The 21,915-nt window shown below is 64.3% G+C and carries 21 protein-coding genes; 12 read left to right on the plus strand and 9 right to left on the minus strand.

What is annotated here, in order from left to right; translation table 11 throughout:
- Positions 1-25: 25 nt before the first annotated feature.
- Entirely contained in the window at positions 26-355 is a 330-nt protein-coding gene (locus Q4G14_RS06380; RefSeq protein WP_303360897.1) for an antibiotic ABC transporter, read from the plus strand.
- 145 nt (positions 356-500) lie between these two features.
- On the opposite strand, the gene gap is transcribed toward Q4G14_RS06380, so the two are convergent.
- The 4 genes from gap to purB all read right to left on the minus strand — a co-directional run bounded on the left by gap (position 501) and on the right by purB (position 4,208).
- Entirely contained in the window at positions 501-1,502 is a 1,002-nt protein-coding gene (gap, locus tag Q4G14_RS06385) for a type I glyceraldehyde-3-phosphate dehydrogenase (RefSeq protein ID WP_303360898.1), read from the minus strand.
- Between the two features lie 116 nt (positions 1,503-1,618).
- On the minus strand, positions 1,619-1,762 hold the full coding sequence (locus Q4G14_RS06390; RefSeq protein WP_303360899.1) for a hypothetical protein: 144 nt from the start codon (positions 1,760-1,762) through the stop codon (positions 1,619-1,621).
- Positions 1,763-1,804: 42 nt separating this feature from the next.
- Positions 1,805-2,815: a FliG C-terminal domain-containing protein gene (locus Q4G14_RS06395; protein WP_303360900.1), complete on the minus strand. Its 1,011-nt coding sequence runs from the start codon at positions 2,813-2,815 to the stop codon at positions 1,805-1,807.
- Positions 2,816-2,894: 79 nt separating this feature from the next.
- The gene (gene purB, locus Q4G14_RS06400) at positions 2,895-4,208 is read right to left on the minus strand and encodes an adenylosuccinate lyase (RefSeq protein ID WP_303360901.1); all 1,314 of its coding nucleotides are present in this window, start codon (positions 4,206-4,208) and stop codon (positions 2,895-2,897) included.
- 129 nt (positions 4,209-4,337) lie between these two features.
- Between purB and Q4G14_RS06405 the strand changes: the two genes are divergently transcribed.
- The 3 genes from Q4G14_RS06405 to Q4G14_RS06415 all read left to right on the plus strand — a co-directional run bounded on the left by Q4G14_RS06405 (position 4,338) and on the right by Q4G14_RS06415 (position 8,174).
- Positions 4,338-5,042, plus strand: coding sequence for a hypothetical protein (locus Q4G14_RS06405; RefSeq protein ID WP_303360902.1), 705 nt, complete (start codon positions 4,338-4,340; stop codon positions 5,040-5,042).
- Between the two features lies 1 nt (position 5,043).
- Complete coding sequence (locus Q4G14_RS06410) at positions 5,044-6,138, plus strand: YihY/virulence factor BrkB family protein (RefSeq protein ID WP_303360903.1); 1,095 nt, start codon at positions 5,044-5,046, stop codon at positions 6,136-6,138.
- Between the two features lie 146 nt (positions 6,139-6,284).
- Positions 6,285-8,174, plus strand: a complete 1,890-nt coding sequence (locus Q4G14_RS06415) for a propionyl-CoA synthetase (protein ID WP_303360904.1) — start codon at positions 6,285-6,287, stop codon at positions 8,172-8,174.
- A 52-nt stretch (positions 8,175-8,226) separates the two neighbouring features.
- Here the strand turns inward: Q4G14_RS06415 and Q4G14_RS06420 are convergent, their stop codons facing one another.
- A complete protein-coding gene (locus tag Q4G14_RS06420; RefSeq protein ID WP_303360905.1) occupies positions 8,227-9,120 on the minus strand; it encodes a LysR family transcriptional regulator in 894 nt (297 codons plus the stop codon).
- A gap of 354 nt (positions 9,121-9,474) precedes the next feature.
- Here Q4G14_RS06420 and Q4G14_RS06425 point away from each other — a divergent pair, with 354 nt between their 5' ends.
- The 3 genes from Q4G14_RS06425 (at position 9,475) to Q4G14_RS06435 (ending at position 11,688) form a co-directional block, all read left to right on the plus strand.
- Positions 9,475-9,675, plus strand: coding sequence for a hypothetical protein (locus Q4G14_RS06425; protein ID WP_303360906.1), 201 nt, complete (start codon positions 9,475-9,477; stop codon positions 9,673-9,675).
- Positions 9,676-9,822: 147 nt separating this feature from the next.
- Positions 9,823-11,214 carry a M10 family metallopeptidase C-terminal domain-containing protein gene (locus Q4G14_RS06430; RefSeq protein ID WP_303360907.1) on the plus strand — a complete coding sequence of 464 codons (1,392 nt, stop codon included), beginning with the start codon at positions 9,823-9,825 and terminating at the stop codon, positions 11,212-11,214.
- A gap of 60 nt (positions 11,215-11,274) precedes the next feature.
- The gene (locus Q4G14_RS06435) at positions 11,275-11,688 is read left to right on the plus strand and encodes a VOC family protein (RefSeq protein ID WP_303360908.1); all 414 of its coding nucleotides are present in this window, start codon (positions 11,275-11,277) and stop codon (positions 11,686-11,688) included.
- Here the strand turns inward: Q4G14_RS06435 and Q4G14_RS06440 are convergent.
- The 4 genes from Q4G14_RS06440 to Q4G14_RS06455 form a co-directional block, all read right to left on the minus strand.
- The gene (locus tag Q4G14_RS06440; protein ID WP_303360909.1) at positions 11,685-12,731 is read right to left on the minus strand and encodes a hypothetical protein; all 1,047 of its coding nucleotides are present in this window, start codon (positions 12,729-12,731) and stop codon (positions 11,685-11,687) included. The genes Q4G14_RS06435 and Q4G14_RS06440 overlap by 4 nt on opposite strands.
- Positions 12,732-12,733: 2 nt before the next feature.
- Entirely contained in the window at positions 12,734-13,315 is a 582-nt protein-coding gene (locus tag Q4G14_RS06445; RefSeq protein WP_303360910.1) for a transferrin-binding protein-like solute binding protein, read from the minus strand.
- 143 nt (positions 13,316-13,458) lie between these two features.
- Positions 13,459-14,787 carry a 3-phosphoshikimate 1-carboxyvinyltransferase gene (gene aroA, locus Q4G14_RS06450; RefSeq protein WP_303360911.1) on the minus strand — a complete coding sequence of 443 codons (1,329 nt, stop codon included), beginning with the start codon at positions 14,785-14,787 and terminating at the stop codon, positions 13,459-13,461.
- A gap of 130 nt (positions 14,788-14,917) precedes the next feature.
- Entirely contained in the window at positions 14,918-17,197 is a 2,280-nt protein-coding gene (locus Q4G14_RS06455; RefSeq protein WP_303360912.1) for an NADP-dependent malic enzyme, read from the minus strand.
- A 126-nt stretch (positions 17,198-17,323) separates the two neighbouring features.
- On the opposite strand from Q4G14_RS06455, the gene Q4G14_RS06460 reads away from it, so the two are divergent.
- Genes Q4G14_RS06460 through upp form a run of 5 tightly spaced genes read left to right on the plus strand, consistent with a single transcriptional unit; the run spans position 17,324 to position 21,851 of the window.
- A complete protein-coding gene (locus Q4G14_RS06460) occupies positions 17,324-17,719 on the plus strand; it encodes a cytidine deaminase (protein WP_303360913.1) in 396 nt (131 codons plus the stop codon).
- Entirely contained in the window at positions 17,719-19,035 is a 1,317-nt protein-coding gene (locus Q4G14_RS06465; protein WP_303360914.1) for a thymidine phosphorylase, read from the plus strand. Before Q4G14_RS06460 ends, Q4G14_RS06465 begins: the two co-directional genes overlap by 1 nt.
- Before the next feature lie 40 nt (positions 19,036-19,075).
- Complete coding sequence (locus Q4G14_RS06470; protein ID WP_303360915.1) at positions 19,076-20,254, plus strand: phosphopentomutase; 1,179 nt, start codon at positions 19,076-19,078, stop codon at positions 20,252-20,254.
- Entirely contained in the window at positions 20,251-21,219 is a 969-nt protein-coding gene (locus tag Q4G14_RS06475) for an adenosine deaminase (protein WP_303360916.1), read from the plus strand. The genes Q4G14_RS06470 and Q4G14_RS06475 overlap by 4 nt, the downstream gene beginning before the upstream one ends.
- Positions 21,216-21,851 (plus strand): uracil phosphoribosyltransferase, encoded by a 636-nt coding sequence (upp, locus tag Q4G14_RS06480; protein ID WP_303360917.1) that lies wholly within the window; start codon positions 21,216-21,218, stop codon positions 21,849-21,851. The genes Q4G14_RS06475 and upp overlap by 4 nt, the downstream gene beginning before the upstream one ends.
- Positions 21,852-21,915: the final 64 nt, after the last annotated feature.

Below are 21,915 nucleotides of genomic sequence, written 5' to 3' on the forward strand. Positions count from 1 at the left end.
TCAGCCTGCGGTTATGGGGCAGCATATGCTTAAATCCTTCAACTCTTTCGCCAATCCGGCGGCACATCTGATGCTGATGGCGCAGATGGCGCGGATCGGCTTCGAATCGCAGGCGGTGATCGCCATGCGGATGGCGGGCATGATGGGCCTGACCGCCCAATCCCCGACCGAGCCGTTGCGCATGGTCACGGAAAAACAGCAGGCGGTTATGGAATCGGCGCAGGCCGCCTATCATGCCATGTGGCGTGGCGAGGCGCCGGACGAGATCCTGTCCGACGCGCTGCGCCCCTATGGCCGCCGCACCCGCGCCAATTCGCGGCGCCTGTATCGCAGCAAGCCCAAGCGCCGCGGCTGAACCGGGGCAGCTGTCCCCAACAGCGGCGCTGATCTGCGTGATGGCCGTGCGGGTTTGCACCAATGTGCCGGGGCCACGATCAGTTTCAGCCCCCAAAGCAAAAGGGCCGCCCAATCGGACGGCCCTTGTCGATTCCAAAGCGATCTCAGATCAGCTTGCCCATTGCCACGGCGGTGTCGGACATGCGGTTCGAGAAGCCCCATTCGTTGTCATACCAGGTCAGGATGCGGACCAGTTTGCCTTCCATGACCTTGGTTTGGTCCATGTGGAACACCGACGAATGCGGATCGTGGTTAAAATCGGTCGAGACCAGCGATTCTTCGGTGTAACCGAGGATACCCTTCATCGGGCCATCGGCTGCGGCCTTGATCGCGGCGTTGATTTCTTCGACCGTAGTATCGCGACCGGCTTCGAACACCAGATCAACGACCGAGACGTTCGGCGTCGGCACGCGGATGGCCACACCGTCCAGCTTGCCCTTGAGTTCCGGCAGCACCAGACCAACGGCCTTGGCCGCACCAGTCGAGGTCGGGATCATCGACAGCGCAGCGGCGCGGGCGCGATACAGATCCTTGTGCATGGTGTCCAGCGTCGGCTGATCGCCGGTATAGCTGTGGATCGTGGTCATAAAGCCACGGGTGATGCCAACGGTGTCGTTCAGCACCTTGGCCACCGGAGACAGGCAGTTGGTGGTGCAGGACGCATTCGACACCACGATGTCGTTGCCGGTCAGCGTGTCATCGTTGACGCCGAACACGATGGTCTTGTCGGCGTTGTCGCCGGGGGCCGAAATCAGCACACGTTTCGCGCCGTTTTGCAGGTGCGCCGAGGCTTTTTCCTTGCTGGTGAAGATGCCGGTGCATTCCATCACCACATCCACGTCGCCCCAAGGCAGGTCGGCGGGGTTGCGTTCGGCCGAAACCTTGATCGGGCCACGGCCCACGTCGATGGTGTCGCCAGACACCGTGACCTTGGCCGGAAAGCGACCGTGAACGCTGTCATAGCGCAGCAGATGCGCGTTGGTTTCGACCGGTCCCAGATCGTTGATCGCAACGACCTCGATATCGGTACGGCCCGATTCGATGATCGCACGCAGCACGTTCCGACCGATGCGACCGAAGCCGTTGATTGCAACCTTGACTGCCATGACTGAACTCCCACCCAGATGATGCTGGCTTTGGATAGCCCCCTTCGCCGCAGGATGCAAATGCCAGTGCGCGGTCTGATCGAAAAGCTGTCCGGCTGGTTAATCCGGCGGGGCGGTCAGTTCCAGAACGCCACCCAATCCACCAGCGCGACCATCTGCCGGATCAGATAGACAGGCAATGTGCCGTCCAGCCAGATCGCATCGGCCAGCAGGACGGCGGCGAACAGGCAGACGATAAAGGCGGCGATCCGGGTGTTCATGGGACGATGTGTCGCGGTTCACAAGCCGGGATGCAAGATCTGTCAGCCCTCATCATCGGGCACCACCATCACCAGTTCACCCGCTGCCTCCAGCTCGCGGATGGCGGCGACGACCACGCTCATCGCGTCTTCGATGTCTTTTTGCTTCTGTTTGCCGACGGTGCCGATTTCGTCGCGCAGCCCCTCGGCCATGCGCTGCGAGATGTTCGACAGGATGAATTCCGCCGATGCGGCATTGGTTTCGCTTGCCCCGGCCAGGGCACGCAGCAGGACCGGCGTTTCGATTTCGCGCACGATGCGCGGCACGTCGCGCGGCTGGATACGGGTTGGAATATGCGCAAAGGTAAAGATCGCCTTGCGCACATCGACGGCGAAATCGGCGTCATCATCATCCAGCCCTTGCAGCACGGAATCGCGAATTTCGGCGCTGGCAAAGTTCAAGATCGCCCCCACGCGGTCAACGGCGGGCTTTTCGATGGCGGGGCGGGGCAGGGCGTCGGCGGCGCGCAGCAGCACCTGACCCACGCGGTGCAGCGCCTCGATCGTGACGCCGCCGGTCATCGACATGGCATGAGCCACCGCCCGCGCCCGCGTCGGGCCAAGCGCGGTAAACGCCTCGGACGCCTTGGAGACCGGCAGCTTGGAAAACATCAGCGCGGCGATTTCCACCGCCTCTTGATTGGCCAGTGCGATGATCTTGTCCACCGACAGCGCGGCGATGCGTTCCCAGGGATCGCCCTTGCCGGTCAGCGCGGCGATGCGGCGCAACTGATTGGCCGTGTCATCCGACAGCGAACCGCCCAGCATATCCAGCGTGCCATCCAGCCCGCCGGGAAAGGTAACGCCCACCGATTCCAGCGAATCGCAGAATTCCGAGATCACCGCGTCGCGGGTGGCGCGGTCGATCAGGTCCATGCCCGCCATTTCCTGCGCAAGCGCGGCTTGATGATCCTTGTCCAGCGATGACAGGTTCATGTCATCGTCGCCGTTCATCAAAAGCCGCACGATGATCGCCGCCTTTTGCCGCGGGTTAAGCGCCGTATGTGCCATCATTCCCCTGTCCGTCCGAATCTGTCTCGTCAGGGGAACAATGGCAGAACTTTGCTAACGACAGGTTAGCCGCAGCAGAATTTTACACCGCATTTTCATCGAATACGCGGCGGAAGATCGTATCGACATGTTTGGTGTGATAGCCCAGATCGAATTTTTCCTCGATCTCGGCGGGGGACAGCGCCGCCGTCACCTCGGCATCGGCCAGCAATTCGGTTTTGAAATCAGCGCCCTGTTCCCAGACCTTCATGGCGTTTCGCTGCACCAGCCGATAGGCGTCCTCGCGCGATACCCCGGCCTGCGTCAGCGCCAGCAGGACGCGCTGGCTCATCACCAGGCCCTTAAACTTGTTCATATTCCGCAGCATGTTTTCGGGGTAAACGACCAGCTTGTCGATGACGCCGGCCAGACGGTTCAGTGCGAAATCCAGCGTGATCGTGGCATCGGGCGCGATTCCGCGTTCGACCGAGGAATGGGAAATATCGCGTTCATGCCACAGCGCGACGTTTTCCATCGCGGGCACCACGGCCATGCGCACCAGCCGCGCCAGACCCGTCAGGTTTTCGGTCAGCACCGGGTTGCGTTTGTGCGGCATGGCCGACGAACCTTTCTGGCCGGGGCTGAAATATTCTTCGGCCTCAAGCACTTCGGTGCGCTGCATGTGGCGGATCTCGATGGCGATGTTTTCGATCGACGAGGCGATCACCCCCAGCGTGGCAAAGAACATCGCATGGCGGTCGCGCGGGATCACCTGCGTGCTGATCGGTTCCGGGCGCAGACCCATCTGGGCGCAGACATGTTCTTCGACCGCCGGATCAATATTGGCAAAGGTGCCGACCGCGCCGGAAATCGCGCCGGTCGCCACCTCGGCCCGCGCGGCCTGAAGCCTCGCCTTGCCGCGGGCCATTTCGGCGTAGAACCGGGCGAAGGTCAGGCCCATCGTGGTGGGTTCGGCGTGAATGCCGTGGCTGCGGCCAATGCGAACCGTGTCTTTATGTTCATAGGCGCGGCGTTTCAGCGCCTCCAGCACGCGATCCATGTCGGCCAGCAAAATATCGGCGGCGCGCACAAGCTGGACGTTCAGCGTGGTGTCCAGCACGTCGGAACTGGTCATGCCCTGATGCACGAAGCGGGCCTGTTCCGAACCGACATGTTCGGCCAGATGGGTCAGAAAGGCGATGACGTCATGCTTGGTCACGGCCTCGATTTCGTCGATGCGGGCCACGTCGAATTCGACGTCCTTCGCCTTCCACACGGCCTGGGCGTTTTCGCGCGGGATCACACCCAGATCGGCCTGTGCGTCGCAGGCGTGGGCTTCGATCTCGAACCAGATGCGGAACTTGGTTTCCGGCGACCAGATGGCGGTCATCTCGGGGCGGGCATAGCGCGGGATCATCAGGGCCTCCTGTCCTTGGGTTGCGCCGGGGATAGACCCCGCACGGCACGGGGGCAAGATTTGTTACATCTGCGGAACAGTTTGCACCCTTGCGGGGTTAGGGATGAAACCCAACCCAAAGGGAAAGCCATGAGCAATCGCGATAACTATACCCCCGGTCAAGAAGCGCATGAAGTCAGCCACACCCGCTTTGGTCCGCGCCCGCCCATCGGCAAGGCCGCGCGTGGTGCCCATCGGCTGGAATCGCGGCGGATTCCGCCCTCGGGTGAGGTGTCGCCTGATGGGGATCGCGAATGGCCGCAGCCGGGCCTGACCTCGCAGGTGGTGGTTTATGGCGGCGCGGCGATCATGGCTGCGGCGGCGACGGCGGGCGTGGTTCTGGCGGCGCGCAAGGTGGCGGGGCTTATCAGCGGCCCGGATGAGACGGATCGTTATCACCGCCCCCGCGTGGCCCCCGGCTTTGCCGATCTGGATGACGACGAACGCGAGGCGATTCGCCGCCGTGTCCGCGAACAGGCCCGTGCCGATGCGCGCGAGGTGGCGCGGATGCGGGCGCAGGCGTCGCGCGACCGCTTTGGCCCGCGCCCGAATGCGGCGCAAAGCCTGACGCAGCGCGCCGATCAGGTGTCGGGCAGCCTGAATGGCCTGATGGCGGCCTTTGCCGGGTTCCGCAGCGTGGCCGCGCAGGCAGGCGGCATCATGCGCGAGTTTTCCGATGCCGCGCAGGTCGTGCGGTCGTTTCTGGATCGCGACGGGCGCGACCGCAATCACGACCGCGACGGCACCGACCCGCACCGCCGCGATGATGCCGCCCGCCGCACGCATAACCTGTAACATGAGCAGCAGCAGGTCAGATTGGTCCGATGTCACCGGCGCGCTGTTCGGTGATCTGGATGACGCCACGCGGCACCGCTTTGGCATCGGCAAGGGCGAACAGACGCGCGCCGAAACCAGGGCCCGCTCGGCCGAGGAGCGCGCGACCCGCAGCGACAAGCTGCCGCGACAGGTCGTCGCCCCCGCCCGGCCCGATGCCGCGCAGACGCCGTGGCAGTTCACGCGCGGCGATTGGTGGCAGGTGGGCAAGCGCACTTTTGCCCAGATCGGCGAAGATCGCGTGATGTCGGTCGCCGGCGGCGTGACCTTTTTCGGGCTGCTGGCGCTGTTTCCGGCAATCACGGCGCTGGTGTCGCTGTTCGGCCTGTTCGCCGATCCGGTCAGGATCAGCGAAAATCTGGACCTTCTGCGCGATTTTCTGCCCGAAGACGCGATTGCCATCATTGCCACGCAGGTCGAAAAGATCACCTCGGCGCCGGCTGTTTCGCTGTCGATTGCCAGCCTTTTCGCGCTTGGGATGGCGTTCTATTCCGCCAACGGCGGCATGAAGGCCATTATCGAGGCGCTGAACGTCGCCTTTTTCAAGGCCGAGACCCGCAGCTTTATCAAGCTGAACCTGACCGCGATGGCCTTTACCCTGGGCGGGATGCTGATGATCGTGATGATGATCGGCGTGATTGCCGTCATCCCGGCGATTCTGGCCTGGGTGCCGATGACCCGTGCGGCGGAATGGGCGCTGTTCATCGTGCGCTGGCCGATCATGCTGGCGCTGCTGATGCTGGCGCTGTCGGCGCTGTATCGTTGGGGGCCGAACAAGGCCGATTCCCGCTGGCAATGGATTTCACCCGGCGCGATCTTTGCCGCTTTGGGGCTGATGGTCGCCTCGATGCTGTTTTCGTGGTATGCGGCGAATTTCGCGGATTACAACGAAACCTATGGCTCGCTTGGGGCGGTCATCCTGCTGATGATGTGGCTGTGGATCGCCAGCATGGTGGTGATGATGGGCGCCGAAATCAATTCCGAGGTCGAACGTCAGTTGCGCATTCTGAACGGCCTGCCGGTGCCGGTGAACCCGATGACGCATAGGGTCGATTGACGATTCACGCGGAAAATCGCCGGATTTTCGCCCCTCGACGGTAAAAATGCTGCATCGCAGCAAATGTTATCGCCATCAGGGGGTGCAAGAACATTGCGCCAGCGTCGCGGCCCCCGTAACAAAAGCAAAAGTAGAGGGGGAATATCATGGCATACAAAGACGTTTACGAAAGCTGGAAAGCCAACCCGGAAGATTTCTGGATGCAGGCGGCCGGGGGGATCGACTGGATCAAGCCGCCCAGCAAAGCGTTCTTCGATCAGGGACCGGCGGGCGAATGGTTTGCCGACGCCATGGTGAACACCTGCTGGAACGCGGTTGATCGCCATGTCGAGGCAGGGCGCGGCGACCAGCTTGCCATCATCCACGACAGCCCGATCACGCATTCCTATCGCGGCATCACCTATCGCGAATTGCGTGACCGCGTGGCCAGCCTGGCGGGCGCGCTGCGCGCCAAGGGCATCGAAAAGGGCGATCGCGTCATCATCTATATGCCGATGATCCCCGAGGCGCTCGAGGCGATGCTGGCCTGTGCCCGGCTGGGCGCGATCCACTCGGTCGTGTTTGGCGGCTTTGCGGCGAATGAACTGGCGGTGCGGATCGACGATGCCAAGCCCAAGGCGCTGATCGCGGCGTCCTGCGGGTTGGAACCGGGGCGCGTCGTTCACTATAAACCGCTGCTGGACAAGGCGATTGATCTGGCCACGCACAAGCCCGATTTCTGCGTCGTCTTTCAGCGCGAACAAGAGGTCGCCGAACTGATCGAGGGGCGCGATGTCGCCTGGCACTCGTTCCAGTATGGCGTCGAGCCTGCCGATTGCGTTCCGGTCGAGGGCAACCATCCGGCCTATGTGCTGTATACCTCGGGGACGACGGGCCAGCCCAAGGGCGTGGTGCGGCATACGGCGGGGCAGTTGGTTGCGCTGAACTGGACCATGCCGAACATCTACGGCATCAATGCGGGCGATGTGTTCTGGGCCGCATCCGATGTGGGCTGGGTCGTGGGGCACAGCTATATCTGCTATGGCCCGCTGATCGCCGGGGCGACGACCCTCGTGTTCGAGGGCAAGCCGGTCGGCACCCCCGATGCGGGCACATTCTGGCGGGTGTGCCAGAACCACAAGGTCAAGTCGTTCTTCACCGCCCCCACCGCCATCCGCGCCGTCAAGCGCGAAGACCCCGATGGCGAGCTTATCAAGGATTATAACCTGAAAAACCTTCAGGCGATCTTTCTTGCTGGCGAACGGGCCGACCCCGACACGATCCAGTGGCTGGAAGACAAGCTGAACCTGCCGGTCATCGACCACTGGTGGCAGACTGAAACCGGCTGGGCGATTGCGGCCAACCCGTTCGGGATCGAGCTGATGCCGGTGAAAAAGGGCAGCCCCTCGGTGCCGATGCCGGGCCATGATGTGCAGGTGCTGGACGAAGCGGGCCACCCGGTCGAAGCCGGGGTTCTGGGTGCCATCGCGATCAAGATGCCGCTGCCGCCCGGCACCTTGCCGACGCTGTGGAACGCCGAGGATCGCTTCAGGAAATCCTACCTGTCGCATTTCCCCGGCTATTACGAAACCGGCGATGCGGGCTATATCGACGAAGACGGCTATCTCTACATCATGGCGCGCACCGATGACGTCATCAACGTCGCCGGCCACCGCCTGTCCACCGGCGCGATGGAGGAGGTGCTGTCCAGCCATCCGGCCGTGGCGGAATGTGCGGTGATCGGTGTGGCCGACACGCTGAAAGGGCAGATGCCGCTGGGCTTCCTGTGCCTCAAGAAAGGGGTCTCGACGCCCGAAGATCAGGTCATCAAAGAGGTGGTCAAGATGGTGCGCGACCGCATCGGCCCGGTTGCCGCCTTCAAATCGGCGCTGATCGTGGATCGCCTGCCGAAAACCCGTTCAGGCAAGATCCTGCGTGCGACCATGGCCAAGATCGCCGATGGCGAGGAATTCAAGATGCCCGCCACCATCGACGATCCGGTGATCCTGGACGAAATCGCCGGGGTGCTGAAGGGCGCGGGCTACGGCAAGGACTGACGCCACCGCCACCGCATCGACGCCGCCGGGCTTCCGGCGGCGTTTTCATGGGTCAGCCGTCATCCTGGGGCAGGCTATAGTTCTGGATGCAGCGTTTCAGAACCCGCACTGCCGCCGAAACGCGTGCCGTGCGGTGGGTGTCGCGATGCGTCAGCAGCCACATCGGCAAGGCCCATTCCCGGCGCGGCGGCGCAAGCTGGATCAGCGTTCCGACGCGATCCGCGGTCCTGACCGGCAAAAAGCCGCAGCCCGCCCCGCGCACCAGAATTTGCAGCCGCGTCGCCGGATCGGCGCTGACTGCGACGATCTGTTCGGGCGGCACATGATCTGACAGCCAGCGATAGTGATCGGCCCGCAATTCTTCGCCCTCGGTGCTGATATAGCGTTGTGCGCTCAGCGGGCGGTTGGTCAGCCCCGGATGCCGTTCGGGATACAGGCGCGAGGCATAAAGCGCAAAGGCCACCGGGGGCATCGGGGTGACGACATAATCCTGTTCCTCGGGGCGTTGACCGGGGCGCAAGGCGATGTCGGCCTCGCCCATTTCCAGCCGCAGCAGTTGCGTTACCGTGACGGCCCGCACGCTCAGGCCGGGATGATCGCGCAGCAGATAATCCGCTGCATCGGCAACGATACCGCTGAGAATGGGTACGGTCGTCATCACCAGCGCGCCCTGCACATCCTGCTCCAGCTCGGCGGCCATGACGATTTCGGCGGCGGTCTGCTCCATCCGGTCGGCCACATCCATGAAACGCCGTCCGGCAGGGGTCAGCGTATAGCCGCGGTTGTGGCGATAGAACAGCCGCGTGCCCAACCGCTGCTCCAGCGCCTCGACATGGCGCAGGACGGTGCTGTGATGCACGCCCAGCCTTTGCGCGGCATGGGTCAGGGCGCCATGCCGGGCGACATACAGCGCGGACTTTATCTCGTCCCAGTTGTTTGTGGGCATGGTCCCTCGGGGGCGGCGGTGATGCGGCAGTCTTGGCGGCCGCTGTGCGAAACGGCAAGGGCCAAAGGCGCGGCGCTGCACGGCATGTAGGATCTGGCACGATTCAGGTGAATTTTCCAGCAAATCGCAACCATTGGGCAATTCAATTTGCACAGCGTTGCAAGGCCGCCCGCCCGCTGTGCATTTATGCAGAGCAAGCTACGCTCCACGCACACTGGTTTCCGTTGCCAAGACAAGGCGGTGCTATACAACATTAACTACGAAAGCGTGACTGGGCAGTTCGGTTTCGGCTTGCTGTGGGGCGGCAAAACAGGGGGCGCAGCGGTTTGGCTGCGCTGAAAGGATGTTGTGGCGATGATGATCGTGCTGGTCATTTTGGGGATGATGTCAGGCGGCAGCGCGGCACTGGGTGCTGTGCTGCCGGGCCTGGGCGTCCCGCTGATTTTTCCGGCCTGTCTGTTCGCCGGTGGGGTGGGGATGCTGGTCGCAGCCGCGATCATCGCCACCCGCCGGGGAACGCCCAACCTCCCTCACCCCAAGGGTTTGCCGGTGTGACAGCACCGGCAAGCTGATCCCGGTGCGTCAAGGATACGATCCACTTTCCCCCTGTGATCGTGATTTGACCGCCGGGACGCGCCACCTTAGGGGATAACGCGCGCTGGCCGCCGTGACTGGGTGGCGCGATTCTTTCCAGGGTGTGCCATGGCTGGTTTTTCAGGCAGATATGTTCCGCTGTCAGGCGATGCGCGCATTGACGGGCTGACCTTTGGCGCGCGCTATGCCGGGCGCGATTTCAGCTATGGTTTCGCGGCCTCGGCATCGAATTACGGCAGCGATTACAGCCTGCCCGGCGGCGGACGCCCCGGCGAGCTGGCGACGTTTCAGCCCGTCACCGCCGCTACCCGCACCGCCGTCCGCTTTGGGCTAGAGAGCGCGACGCCTGGTGGCCAAGGCTTTGGCGTCGAAGGCTTTACCCGCGCCGATTTCACCCTTGTCACCCCGGTCAGCGGGACGTTGAGCACGCATTACCGCTTTGGTCAGACCGCGATGCCGAAATATGGCGAGATCGGCTATGCCAACCCCGGCGGCACCATTCCCGACGACCGCGCGGGCGATGTCTGGTTCAAAAGCGGCTGGTTCAAGGATGCCCGCCCCGGCACCCTGTCGCATTATGTGACCTTGCATGAAATCGGCCATGCCATCGGGTTGAAACATCCGCGCGACATCTCGACCATGCCCAATGGCGACCGCCACGGCGCTTTGCCCGCGAAATGGGATGCGATGGAATATACGGTGATGAGCTATAACTCTTACGCCGGGGAAAAGGCCGCATCCATCGGCGGCAATGCACGATTCGACCATGCGCAAACCTGGATGATGCTGGACATCCGGGCGTTGCAGCACGCCTATGGTGCCGATTTCACCACCAACGCCGGGCGCACCACCTATAGCTGGAAGCCGGGGCAGGGCGATACCTGGGTCAATGGCAAGCGGGCGATCGACAGTCCGGGCGATACGATCTTTGCGACGATCTGGGATGGCGGCGGGTTCGATACCTACGACCTGTCGGCCTTTACCGCCGGCCTGCGTATCGACCTGCGCCCCGGCAGCAGCAGCGTCTTCGCCACCGCGCAACTGGCCGATCTGGGCGAGGGGCGCAAGGCCGCCGGGAACATCTATAACGCGCTGCAAGTCGGCGGTGACCGCCGCTCGCTGATCGAGGCGGCCAAGGGTGGCACGGGCGACGACCGTTTCATCGGCAATGCCGCGAACAACCATTTCCACGGGGGCCGGGGCCGCGATCAGTTCGATGGCAAGCGCGGCGACGATACCTATACCGGCGGGCCGGGGGCGGATCACTTTATCTTTCGCGGCAAGGGCGACGGGCGCGATACGATCACCGATTTCAACCCCGGTCTGTCGGGCGAAAAGATTGTCCTGCGTGGCAGCACGACCTTGACCGATATGGATCTGGTTTTACGCAATCTGGTGCAGGTGGGCGATAACGTCGAACTGCGCGACCCTGACGGAGACGTTCTGGTGCTGCGCGGGCTGACCGTCGATCAGCTTGGCGCCGACGATTTTCTGTTCTGAACTGCTTTTATCAATCGAACCTTGCCCACCTCGCCTGCGTTAACCCGAAGGGAGGGCGTTATGCTGTATCATCAGGGTCGTCTGATCGACCACATCCACCTGCGCGTCACCGATTTTGACCGCGCCTGCGATTTTTATCTGGCCGTCTTTCAGGCGCTTGGGCTTCAGGATCAGATGCAGGGCGGGCGCGACTGGCTGGAACTTGACGAGCTGTTCATAGAGGGATGCGCGCCGGGGCAGTCGCCGTCTTTGGTGCATTTGTGCTTTCAGGCCGCTGATCGTGCGGCGGTGCAGCGGTTCCATGCGGCTGGTCTGGCGGCGGGCGGGCGCGATAACGGTGCGCCGGGGCTGCGCAATTACCATCCCGGTTGCTACGCGGCTTATCTGCTTGATCCTGATGGCAATAATATCGAAGCCAAGGCGGATGAGCGGGTGCGCCAAAGGTCGGCCCCGGCCATTCGGCTGACCGATTAACGCCGCAACCAGCGCAGCCCGACGCCGCCCAGCATTTCGTCATAGGTGTCAAAGTTGGAATCGCGCCGCCCGATGGTTGCCGATACCGCCAGCCAGGGCGTTGCAACCGTTTCCGCCGACAGGCTGGCAACACGGTCTGTGCGTGCGGTGCCAAAGATGGCGCTGCCGCCGGTCTCATACCATGACGCCTGCACCCGTATCATCCGCCCCGCAACCGGCCGCGCCAGACCCGCGCGCATCCCGCGAAGCACCGTGTTCTGCCCCTGAACGCGCTGCGCCCCCTCGACCCCGAATGACAGCGCGCCCAGATCGGGGATGGCGCCGGTCCAATCCACCGACAGGCTGTTCTGGTTGTAATCATTGCGCATTTTGCGCCGCAGCGTGGCCGAAAACTGTTGATCGACATTGCCCAGATGCGTAACCACCACCGGCGTCAGGCTGAGACTGCGTTCCACCACGTCATCGCGCCCGCTTTGCCGCGCGCCAACCAGCGCCGCGCAGCCGTCCAGCCAGACAAAGCCGCGCAGATGCTGCGAGGCGCACAGGCTGGCCCCCGCCTCGCTGCGGCTGATCCCCTCACCCGCAAGGGTGCTGACCGAGGCGCTGACCCCCGCCGTCAGCACCGACCCGCGCGCATAGCTGAACCGGGCCACCGCCCCCGCGCCGCCGCCGATAACGATGCCGGATCGCGCGCGGTCGGCGTCGTCGATGGTCCATTCCAGATCGCCGATCATGATCGTCGAACCCGGCACGCCACCGTTGAAATTGCGCGACCATGACAGGATCGGCCAGACATCCGCCTGTCGCCCCAGCAATACGAGGCCGCCACCATCCGGGTGCAGGGCACCCAGGCGGCGGGCCATATTGGCGCGATACATTTCCGACCCGGCAGGACGCGCGCGTTCCAGCGCATACAGCGCCAGCCGGTCGTTGCCCGAAGCCATGGCGGCGGCCCATCCGGGCAGTTGATCCGCCGCCGCGGTCCCGCCCCATGCGGTAAGGGCTGCGGCAAAGGCCGCTGCAACGACAGGCCGGGCCGTCATCCTTACCGTTCGCCCGTGTAGGTCATCATGAAGGTTTCGGCCCCCTCATTCAGATTGCCTGCGACGATACCAGCGGTGCCCCTGGCATAATCGCCGACGAAATGGCCGATCACCGAACCGCCCGTGACGTTATAGCGGTTGATGCCGATGTTCAGCTGCCCGGTCGGGGTGCCGATATAGCTGTTGTCGCTGATCGTGCCGCCAACGCCGACGCTGCCCGATACCATCGGCTGCCCCGTCGCGGATTTGAAGTCAGTGATCTGCCCGGTGATGCTGTTCCCGGCGATGTCGGCGGTTGCGCTCAACCGTCCGGCGGCGACCACCGTATCCATATCCGGCGTGTCCAGCGAGGTGTTGTTGATCTTGTCGCCGGTCCACAGCAGGGCCGTGCCCTGATAATTGAAATTTCCGGCCACCGGCATCTGCGGGGTCAGATTGTCCGACAGTTTGCCGTCGCCGGCATAGGTGCCGTAAAACGCCCGGCTTTCTGCCATCAGCGCGTTAAAGCTGGGCGCGACCGGATCAACCGGCGTGACCGAAGACCCACCGCCACCACCACAGGCCGCAACAAAAAGACAAGCCACAAGGGCCGCGTGACAAGCATGAACGCGCTGCATCCGAATCCTTTCATGCCCCACCGCAGCGGTTCCTAGCGCAAGCCGCAGCGAAAAGCACATCCGAAATCGTTCAAATGCTATGGACCTGCGACCCTTGGGTCACAGGTGGGTTACAGGTCCGCGCCCAAAGCCTGCATCAGCGGCCGGAAATCGGGGAAAGAGGTGTCGATCGGGCTGCCGTCATCGACCGTCACCGGCGCTTGCGCGGCCAGACCCAGCACCAGAAACGACATGGCGATGCGGTGATCCAGATGCGTTTCCACCTGCGCCCCGCCCGGCACGGCATCCATGCCATGAACGGTCATGCTGTCGGGCGTATCCTCGACCCGCACCCCGTTGGTACGCAGCCCCACGGCCATGGCGTCGATCCGGTCGCTTTCCTTGACCCGCAATTCGGCCACGCCGTTCATCACCGTCGCGCCTTGGGCAAAGGCCGCGACGACCGACAGGATCGGGAATTCGTCAATCATGCTGGCCGCGCGCTCTGCCGGAACGGAAACGCCCTTCAGCGGCGAATGGCGCACCAGCAGATCGGCCACCGGCTCGCCGCCTTCTTCGCGCTCGTTTTCAAAGGTGATGTCGGCGCCCATCTCGCGCAGGGTGATATACAGCCCGTCGCGCGTGGGGTTGCGGCTGACGCCGGGCACACGCACCTCTGATCCCGGCACGATCAGCGCCGCCGCCACCGGAAATGCCGCCGAAGACGGATCGCGCGGCACAGCCACCCGCTGCGCCCGCAATTCGGGACGACCGCGCAGAGTGATGACATGACCTTCCTCGGTGGTCTCGGTGCGGATGTCGGCACCAAAACCGCGCAGCATCCGTTCCGAGTGATCGCGCGTCGGTTCTGCCTCGATCACGACGGTTTCACCCGGCGCGTTCAGCCCGGCCAGCAGAACAGCCGACTTGATCTGCGCACTGGCGACAGGCGTGCGATAGCGCACCGGAACCGGGTCCGAGACACCGCGAATGGTGATCGGCAGCCGCCCGCCCTCGCGCGCGTCGATCTGACAGCCGAACAGCGTCAGAGGGTCCGTGACCCGCGCCATCGGCCGCCGTGACAGGCTGGCATCGCCGGTAAAGGTGGCGGTGATCGGCGTCGTGGCCATCGCCCCCATAATCAGCCGCACCCCGGTGCCGGAATTGCCACAGTCGATCACACTGGCCGGTTCGGAAAAACCGCCCACACCCACGCCATGAACCGACCATTCGCCCGGCCCCAGTCGTTCCACCTGCGCCCCGAATGCCGCCATGGCCTTGGCGGTGTCCAGCACATCCTGCCCCTCCAGCAGGCCGCTGATCCGGGTCTCGCCCACCGACAGCGCCCCCAGGATCAAGGCGCGATGGCTGATCGACTTGTCACCGGGCACCTGCGCCGTCCCACGCAGCGGACCCGAGATACGGGCAGTCATCGGACGTGGCTCAGCAGAATGCGACATGGAACGCTCCTTCAAAACTTGGCGCTGTCTTGGCCCGGCGAACCGCCCCTGTCCATAGCCAGCCCGTCTTTCGTTTCCAAATATCCCGGGGGGTCCGGGGGGCTGGCCCCCCGGCTGTCGCGGGACGCAATCAACTGTAATGCGCCAGCGGGGTGCCGGCCAGCGCGCTCATGTTCAGCAGGCCGCGCGCGGTGATGGACGGCGTGACGATATGGGCGCGGTTGGCCATGCCCATCAGGATCGGCCCGACCTCCAGCCCGTTGGCCTTCATCTTCAGCGCGTTGCGCACGGCGGATGCGGCGTCGGTGCCGGCAAAGACCAGCACGTTCGCCGGCCCCTCCAGCCGCGATCCGGGGAAGATGCGTTCGCGCACCGCCGGGTCCAGCGCGGCATCGACGTGCATTTCGCCGTCGAACATGAAATCGACCTCGCGCGCGTCCAGCATGGCCATGGCCTCGCGCATCTTGCGGCCCGATTCGGTGTCGAGGTTGCCGAACTGCGAATGGCTGCACAAGGCAATCCGCGGCGTCAGGCCAAAGCGGCGCACATGGCGCGCGGCACCGATGACGGTCTCCATCACCTCGGCGGGGGTCGGGTCGTAATGCACCTGCGTGTCGGCAATGAACAGTGGGCCGTCTTCCAGAATAATCATCGACAGCGCACCGACCGGATGCAGCCCGCCGCGCGCCAGAACCTCGCGCACATATTTCAGATGCCAGCTGTATTGGCCAAAGGTGCCGCAGATCAGGCTGTCGGCCTCGCCGCGGTGAACCATGATCGTGCCGATGGCGGTGGTGTTGGTGCGCATGATCGCCCGCGCGATGTCGGGCGTCACGCCGCGCCGCGCCATCAGGCCATGATAGGTTTCCCAATAATCGCGATAGCGCGGGTCGTTTTCGGGGTTCACCACCTGAAAATCGGTGCCGGGGCGGATCGGCAGGCCCGCGCGTTCGCAGCGGGTGGCGATCACCTCGGGGCGGCCGATCAGGATCGGCACATCGGTGGTTTCCTCGATCATGGCATTGGCGGCGCGCAGGACGCGCTCGTCCTCGCCCTCGGCAAAGACGATGCGGCGGTGGACCGTTGCCGCCGCCTCGAACACCGGGCGCATAATCAGCGCCGACCGGAAGACCGAGCCATCCAGCCGCCGTTTGTAACCGTCCAGATCCGCAATCGGGCGCGTCGCCACGCCGGTTTCCATCGCCGCACGGGCCACGGCGCTGGAGACCACGCCGATCAGACGCGGGTCAAAGGGTTTCGGGATCAGGTAATCGGGACCAAAGCTCATCCGTTCGCCGCGATAGGCGGCGGCGGCCTCGGCGCTGGTGGTGGCGCGGGCCAGTGCGGCGATGCCTTCGATACAGGCGATCTGCATTTCGTCGTTGATGGTCGTCGCCCCCACATCCAGCGCGCCGCGAAAGATGAAGGGAAAGCACAGCACATTATTGACCTGATTGGGAAAGTCGCTGCGCCCGGTGGCGATGATGGCGGTCGGGGCCACCTCGCGCACCTGATCGGGCAGGATTTCTGGCGTCGGGTTCGCCAGCGCAAAGACGATGGGGCGGTCGGTCATTTTCGCCACCATTTCCGGTTTCAGCACACCGGGGCCGGACAGGCCCAGGAACATGTCGGCCCCCTCGATCACCTGATCCAGCGTGCGCAGATCGGTGGCCTGGGCGAAGGCGGCCTTTTGCGGGTTCATGTCCACCTCGCGCCCCTGATAGACCAGCCCGTGAATATCGCACAGCCAGACGTTTTCGCGCCGCAACCCCAGTTTCAGCAGCATGTTCAGACAGGCGATGCCCGCCGCGCCGCCGCCGGTGGAAACGATCTTGATGTCCTCGAACCGCTTGCGCGCGATGCGCAGCGCGTTGGTTGCCGCCGCGCCGACGACGATGGCGGTGCCGTGCTGATCGTCGTGGAACACCGGAATGTTCATCCGTTCACGGCACAGCTTTTCGACGATGAAACAGTCGGGGGCCTTGATGTCCTCAAGGTTGATGGCACCAAAGGTCGGTTCCAGCGCGCAGACGATATCGGCCAGCTTTTCGGGATCGGATTCGTTCACCTCGATGTCGAAACAGTCGATATTGGCGAATTTCTTGAACAGAACCGCCTTGCCCTCCATCACGGGTTTGCTGGCCAGAGCGCCGATATTGCCAAGCCCCAGAACCGCGGTGCCATTGGACACCACGGCCACCAGATTGCCCCGCGCGGTATAGCGGGCGGCATCGGCGGGGTTGGCCTTGATTTCCAGACAGGCCTCGGCGACGCCGGGCGAATAGGCCAGTGCCAGATCGCGCCCGTTGGCCATCGGCTTGGTCGCGCGGACTTCCAGCTTTCCGGGTCGGGGAAATTCGTGATAATTCAGCGCCGGATGCTGGTTTACGTCCTGATCGCGATCTTCCATCTGCGCCTCCTGCTGTGCCGATAGTTCACCGTTAAACGATAATGGCGCAGACGTGAATATGGCTCTGCCGCTTGCGCCCGGCTTGTGTGCGGCGCAAGATCGCGGGATGAACAGCGGGGGTTTGTCATGTCGCTTGTGGATGCAGCACGCAATGTGCGCGAGGTCGCTTATGCGCCCTATTCGAATTTCAAGGTCGGCGCGGCGGTGCGCGGCGCTTCGGGGCGCATTTACGCCGGTTGCAATGTCGAAAACGTCGCCTATCCCGAAGGCACCTGCGCCGAGGCAGGCGCCATCGCCGCCATGATCGCGGCGGGGGAAACCGAACTGACCGAAGTCGCCGTGATCGCCGACGCCCCGGCGCCATGCCCGCCCTGCGGCGGTTGCCGGCAAAAGCTGGCCGAATTCGGGCGCGGCGATACGCCCGTGCTGCTGGCCACCACCGGCGGCGCGACCCTGGCCACCACCATAAGCGAGCTGCTGCCCGGCCGGTTCGAGGTCGCGCATATGAGCGGCGCTGAATAATGACCGATGCGCGCAGCATCATCGCCGCGATCCGTGACGGGCGCGGGCTGGATGCGGCGGATGCCCGCTGGTTCGCGCGCGGTCTGGCCGATGGCAGCGTCGATGACGCGCAGGCCGGGGCCTTTGCCATGGCGGTTTTCCTGCGCGGGCTGGATGATGCGGGGCGCGTGGCGCTGACGCAGGCGATGCGCGATTCCGGGCAGGTGCTGACGTGGGATCTGCCCGGCCCGGTGGTGGACAAGCATTCCACCGGCGGGGTGGGCGATACCGTCAGCCTGATCCTTGCGCCTGCGCTGGCGGCCTGTGGGGCCTATGTGCCGATGATCTCGGGGCGGGGGCTGGGCCATACCGGCGGCACGCTGGACAAGATGGAGGCCATCCCCGGCTATCGCACCAATATCGACCGCGCCACGCTGAACGATGTGCTGCGTCAGGCGGGCTGCGCCATCATCGGGGCCACCGATGACATTGCCCCCGCCGACCGCCGCCTGTATGCGATCCGCGATATTTCCGGCACGGTCGAAAGCATCGACCTGATTACCGCCTCGATCCTGTCGAAAAAGCTGGCGGCGGGGCTGGATGCGCTGGTGCTGGATGTGAAATGCGGCAGCGGGGCCTTTATGCCCGATCAGGGCGCGGCGCGCGCGCTGGCCCGGTCGCTGGTTGACACCGCCCAGGGGGCGGGTTGCCGCACCATGGCGCTGATAACCGATATGAGCAGCCCGCTGGCCCGCAGCGCCGGAAACGCGGTCGAGGTTTGCGCGGCCATCGAGGTGATGACGCGCCCTGACGACAACGCTCATCCCGAATTGATGCAACTGACCTGCATTCTGGGTGGCGAGGCATTGGCCCTGTGCAGTCTTGCCGATACGCCTGCGGCGGGGCAGGCGCGGATCATGGACAGCCTTCGCAGCGGTCAGACGGCAGAACGCTTTGCCCGGATGGTCGCCGCCCTGGGTGGCCCCGCCGATCTGATCGACACGCCGCACAACTATCTCAAGCAAGCCGGCCCGCACCCGGTTCCGCCTGCCGCAGCGGGCCATGTTGCCGCGATCAACACCCGCGCCCTGGGCGAGCTGGTGGTGCAGATGGGCGGCGGGCGGCTGCGCAGCGGCGACCGGATCGAGCACGGCACCAGCCTGACGCAGCTTGCCCGCGTTGGCGATGTGGTGGCGGCTGATGCCTCGCTTGGCTGCGTCTGCACCAATGCCGCTGCCAAGGCGCAGGGCTTTGCCCGGCAACTGCAAGAATGCTATAGGCTGTCGCCCGACCCGGTGCCGCCCGCGCCGCTGATCCTTGACCGGATCACGGCATGACCGTTTCCTGCCTGCCCCAAACCCCATGAAAGCAACACCAATGACCCGCGCATTCCTTGTTGTGATGGATTCTGCCGGTATCGGCGGCGCACCCGATGCCGACCAGTTCTTTAACGATGGCCGCCCCGATACTGGTGCCAACACCATCGGCCATATCGCGCAGGCGCGCCCGCTGCACATGCCCAACCTCGACCGGCTGGGCCTTGGCGCGGCGATCCGGCTGGCCTCGGGGGGCGATGCGCCCGGCCTTGGCGCGCCGCCGCAGGGGCTGTGGGGGGCCGCGACCGAGGTTTCCATGGGCAAGGACACGCCCTCGGGCCATTGGGAAATCGCCGGGGTGCCGGTGCCGTGGGATTGGCACGTCTTTCCCGACACCCGGCCCGCCTTTCCGCCCGAGCTGACCGCGCGCATCTGCGAACTGGCCGGGACCGAGGGCATTCTGGGCAACCGCTATGCCTCGGGGACCGAGGTGATCGACACCCTGGGCCAAGAGCACCTGCGGACCGGCTGGCCGATCTGCTACACCTCGGTGGACAGCGTGTTGCAGATCGCCGCGCATGTGGATCGCTTTGGGTTAGAGCGGCTGCTGCACCTGTGCGAAACGCTGGCCCCCACGGTTCACGCCATGCGCGTCGGCCGCGTCATCGCCCGCCCGTTCGAAGGTGCCCCCGGTGCCTTTCGCCGCACCCCCGACCGGCACGATTACGCCATCGCGCCGCCCGGCGACACCATTCTGGACATCGCCGCAGCGGCGGGGCGCGAAACCCACGCCATCGGCAAGATCGGCGATATTTTCAGCCATCGCGGCATCGGCCAGTTGCATAAGGGCCGGTCAGATGCCGATCTGGCCGATCATCTGATCCGGCTGGCCGATCAGGCCGCGCCCGGCAGCCTGACCTTTGCCAATTTCGTCGAGTTTGACACTCTCTATGGCCACCGCCGCGACGTGCAGGGCTATGCGCAGGCGCTGGAATGGTTCGACGCCGTAGCCGGACGGCTGATCGCGGCGCTGCGCCCCGGCGATCTGGCGATCTTCACCGCCGATCACGGCAACGATCCGACATGGCACGGCACCGACCACACCCGCGAAAGGGTGCCGGTGCTGGGTGCGGGCGTCGGGGCACGCGCCATCGGGCAGGTGGGCTATGCCGACATCGGGGCCTCGGTCATGGCGCATCTGGGCCTGCCCGCGCCTGCGCATGGGCGGTCTTTCCTGTGAAAAGCGTCAGGAAAATCGAGCTGCACCTGCATCTGGAAGGCGCGGCCCCGCCGGCCTTTATCCGCGGCCTTGCGGCGGAAAAGCGTGCCGATCTGCCTGCAATTTTAGATGATCGCGGCAATTATCGCTATCAGGATTTCAACGATTTCCTGCGCGTTTACGAGGCCGCAACCGCGCTGATCCAGACCCCGCAGGATTACGCCCGCCTTTTGGCCATTGTGCTGGAAAACTGCGCCGAAAACGGGGTGATCTATGCTGAACTTTTCGTCTCGCCCGAGTTTTGCGGCGGGGCCGATCTGTCGGCATGGCGCGACTATCTGGCCGCGATGCAGGAAACCGCCGACCGGATGCGCGCCCTTGGCATCGACAGCCGCGCCATCGTGACGCCGATCCGCCATTTCGGCCCCGAACGCGCGCGGAAATCGGCGATCTGCGCGGCGGAAACCTGTGGCGGATGGGTTGCCGGGTTGGGGCTTGCGGGCGCGGAAACCGTCGGCCAGGCCACTGATTTCGCATGGAGCTTTGATTGCGCGCGCGAGGCGGGGCTGGGGCTGACCTGCCATGCGGGCGAATGGGGCGGCCCCGACAGCATCCGGCAGGCGATGGCACTTGGCGTCAGCCGTATCGGCCATGGGGTGCGCGCCATTCAAGACCCGGCGCTGGTGCGCGATCTGGCGGAACAGGGCATCACGCTCGAAGTCTGTCCGGGGTCGAACATCGCCCTTGGCCTTTACCCCGACTGGTCCGCGCACCCCATCGCGCGGCTGGCCGATGCCGGGGTGCGCGTGACCGTATCGACCGACGATCCGCCGTTCTTTCACACCGATATGGCGCATGAATACGACCGGCTGGCCACCGCCTTTGGCTGGGCCGAGGCCGAATTTCGCCAGATCAATCAATGGGCTGCCGATGCGGCCTTCTGTGATGCCGCCACCCGCGACCGCTTGCGAAAGGAGTTCGAATGACCACCCCTCATCTGACCGTGATCGACCACCCGCTGGTGCAGCACAAGCTGACCATCATGCGGCAAAAGGATACTTCGACCAGCGGTTTTCGCCGTCTTTTGCGCGAAATCAGCCTGCTGCTGGCCTACGAGATCACGCGCGAACTGGAACTGACCACCACCCGCATCGAAACCCCCATGTGCGCCATGGACGCCCCCCAGATCGAGGGCAAAAAGCTGGCGCTGGTGTCCATTTTGCGCGCGGGGAACGGGCTGCTGGACGGGATTTTGGAACTGATCCCGGCGGCGCGCGTCGGCTTTATCGGGCTGTATCGCGACCCGGAAACGCTGCAACCCGTCAAATATTACTCAAAAGTTCCAAAAGAACTTGATGCCCGCATGACCATCGTCGTCGATCCGATGCTGGCCACCGGAAATTCCTCGGTTGCGGCGCTGGATATGCTCAAGGCCGAGGGGGCGAAAAACCTGCGTTTTCTGTGCCTTCTGGCCGCGCCCGAGGGGGTGGAGCGGATGCGGCAAGCCCACCCGGACGTGCCGATCTTTACAGCCGCTCTGGATGAAAAACTGAACGATCATGGCTATATCGTGCCCGGTCTGGGCGATGCGGGCGACCGGATGTTCGGCACGAAATAGGCCGCGTTAACCCCTGCTTATCGCTTTTGCCCTAAGCCTGATCCAAGTGGAACGAATCAGGTGG

Origin of the sequence: Paracoccus sp. (in: a-proteobacteria) (assembly GCF_030538755.1) — a bacterium.
In the GTDB taxonomy this organism is placed as follows: domain Bacteria; phylum Pseudomonadota; class Alphaproteobacteria; order Rhodobacterales; family Rhodobacteraceae; genus Paracoccus.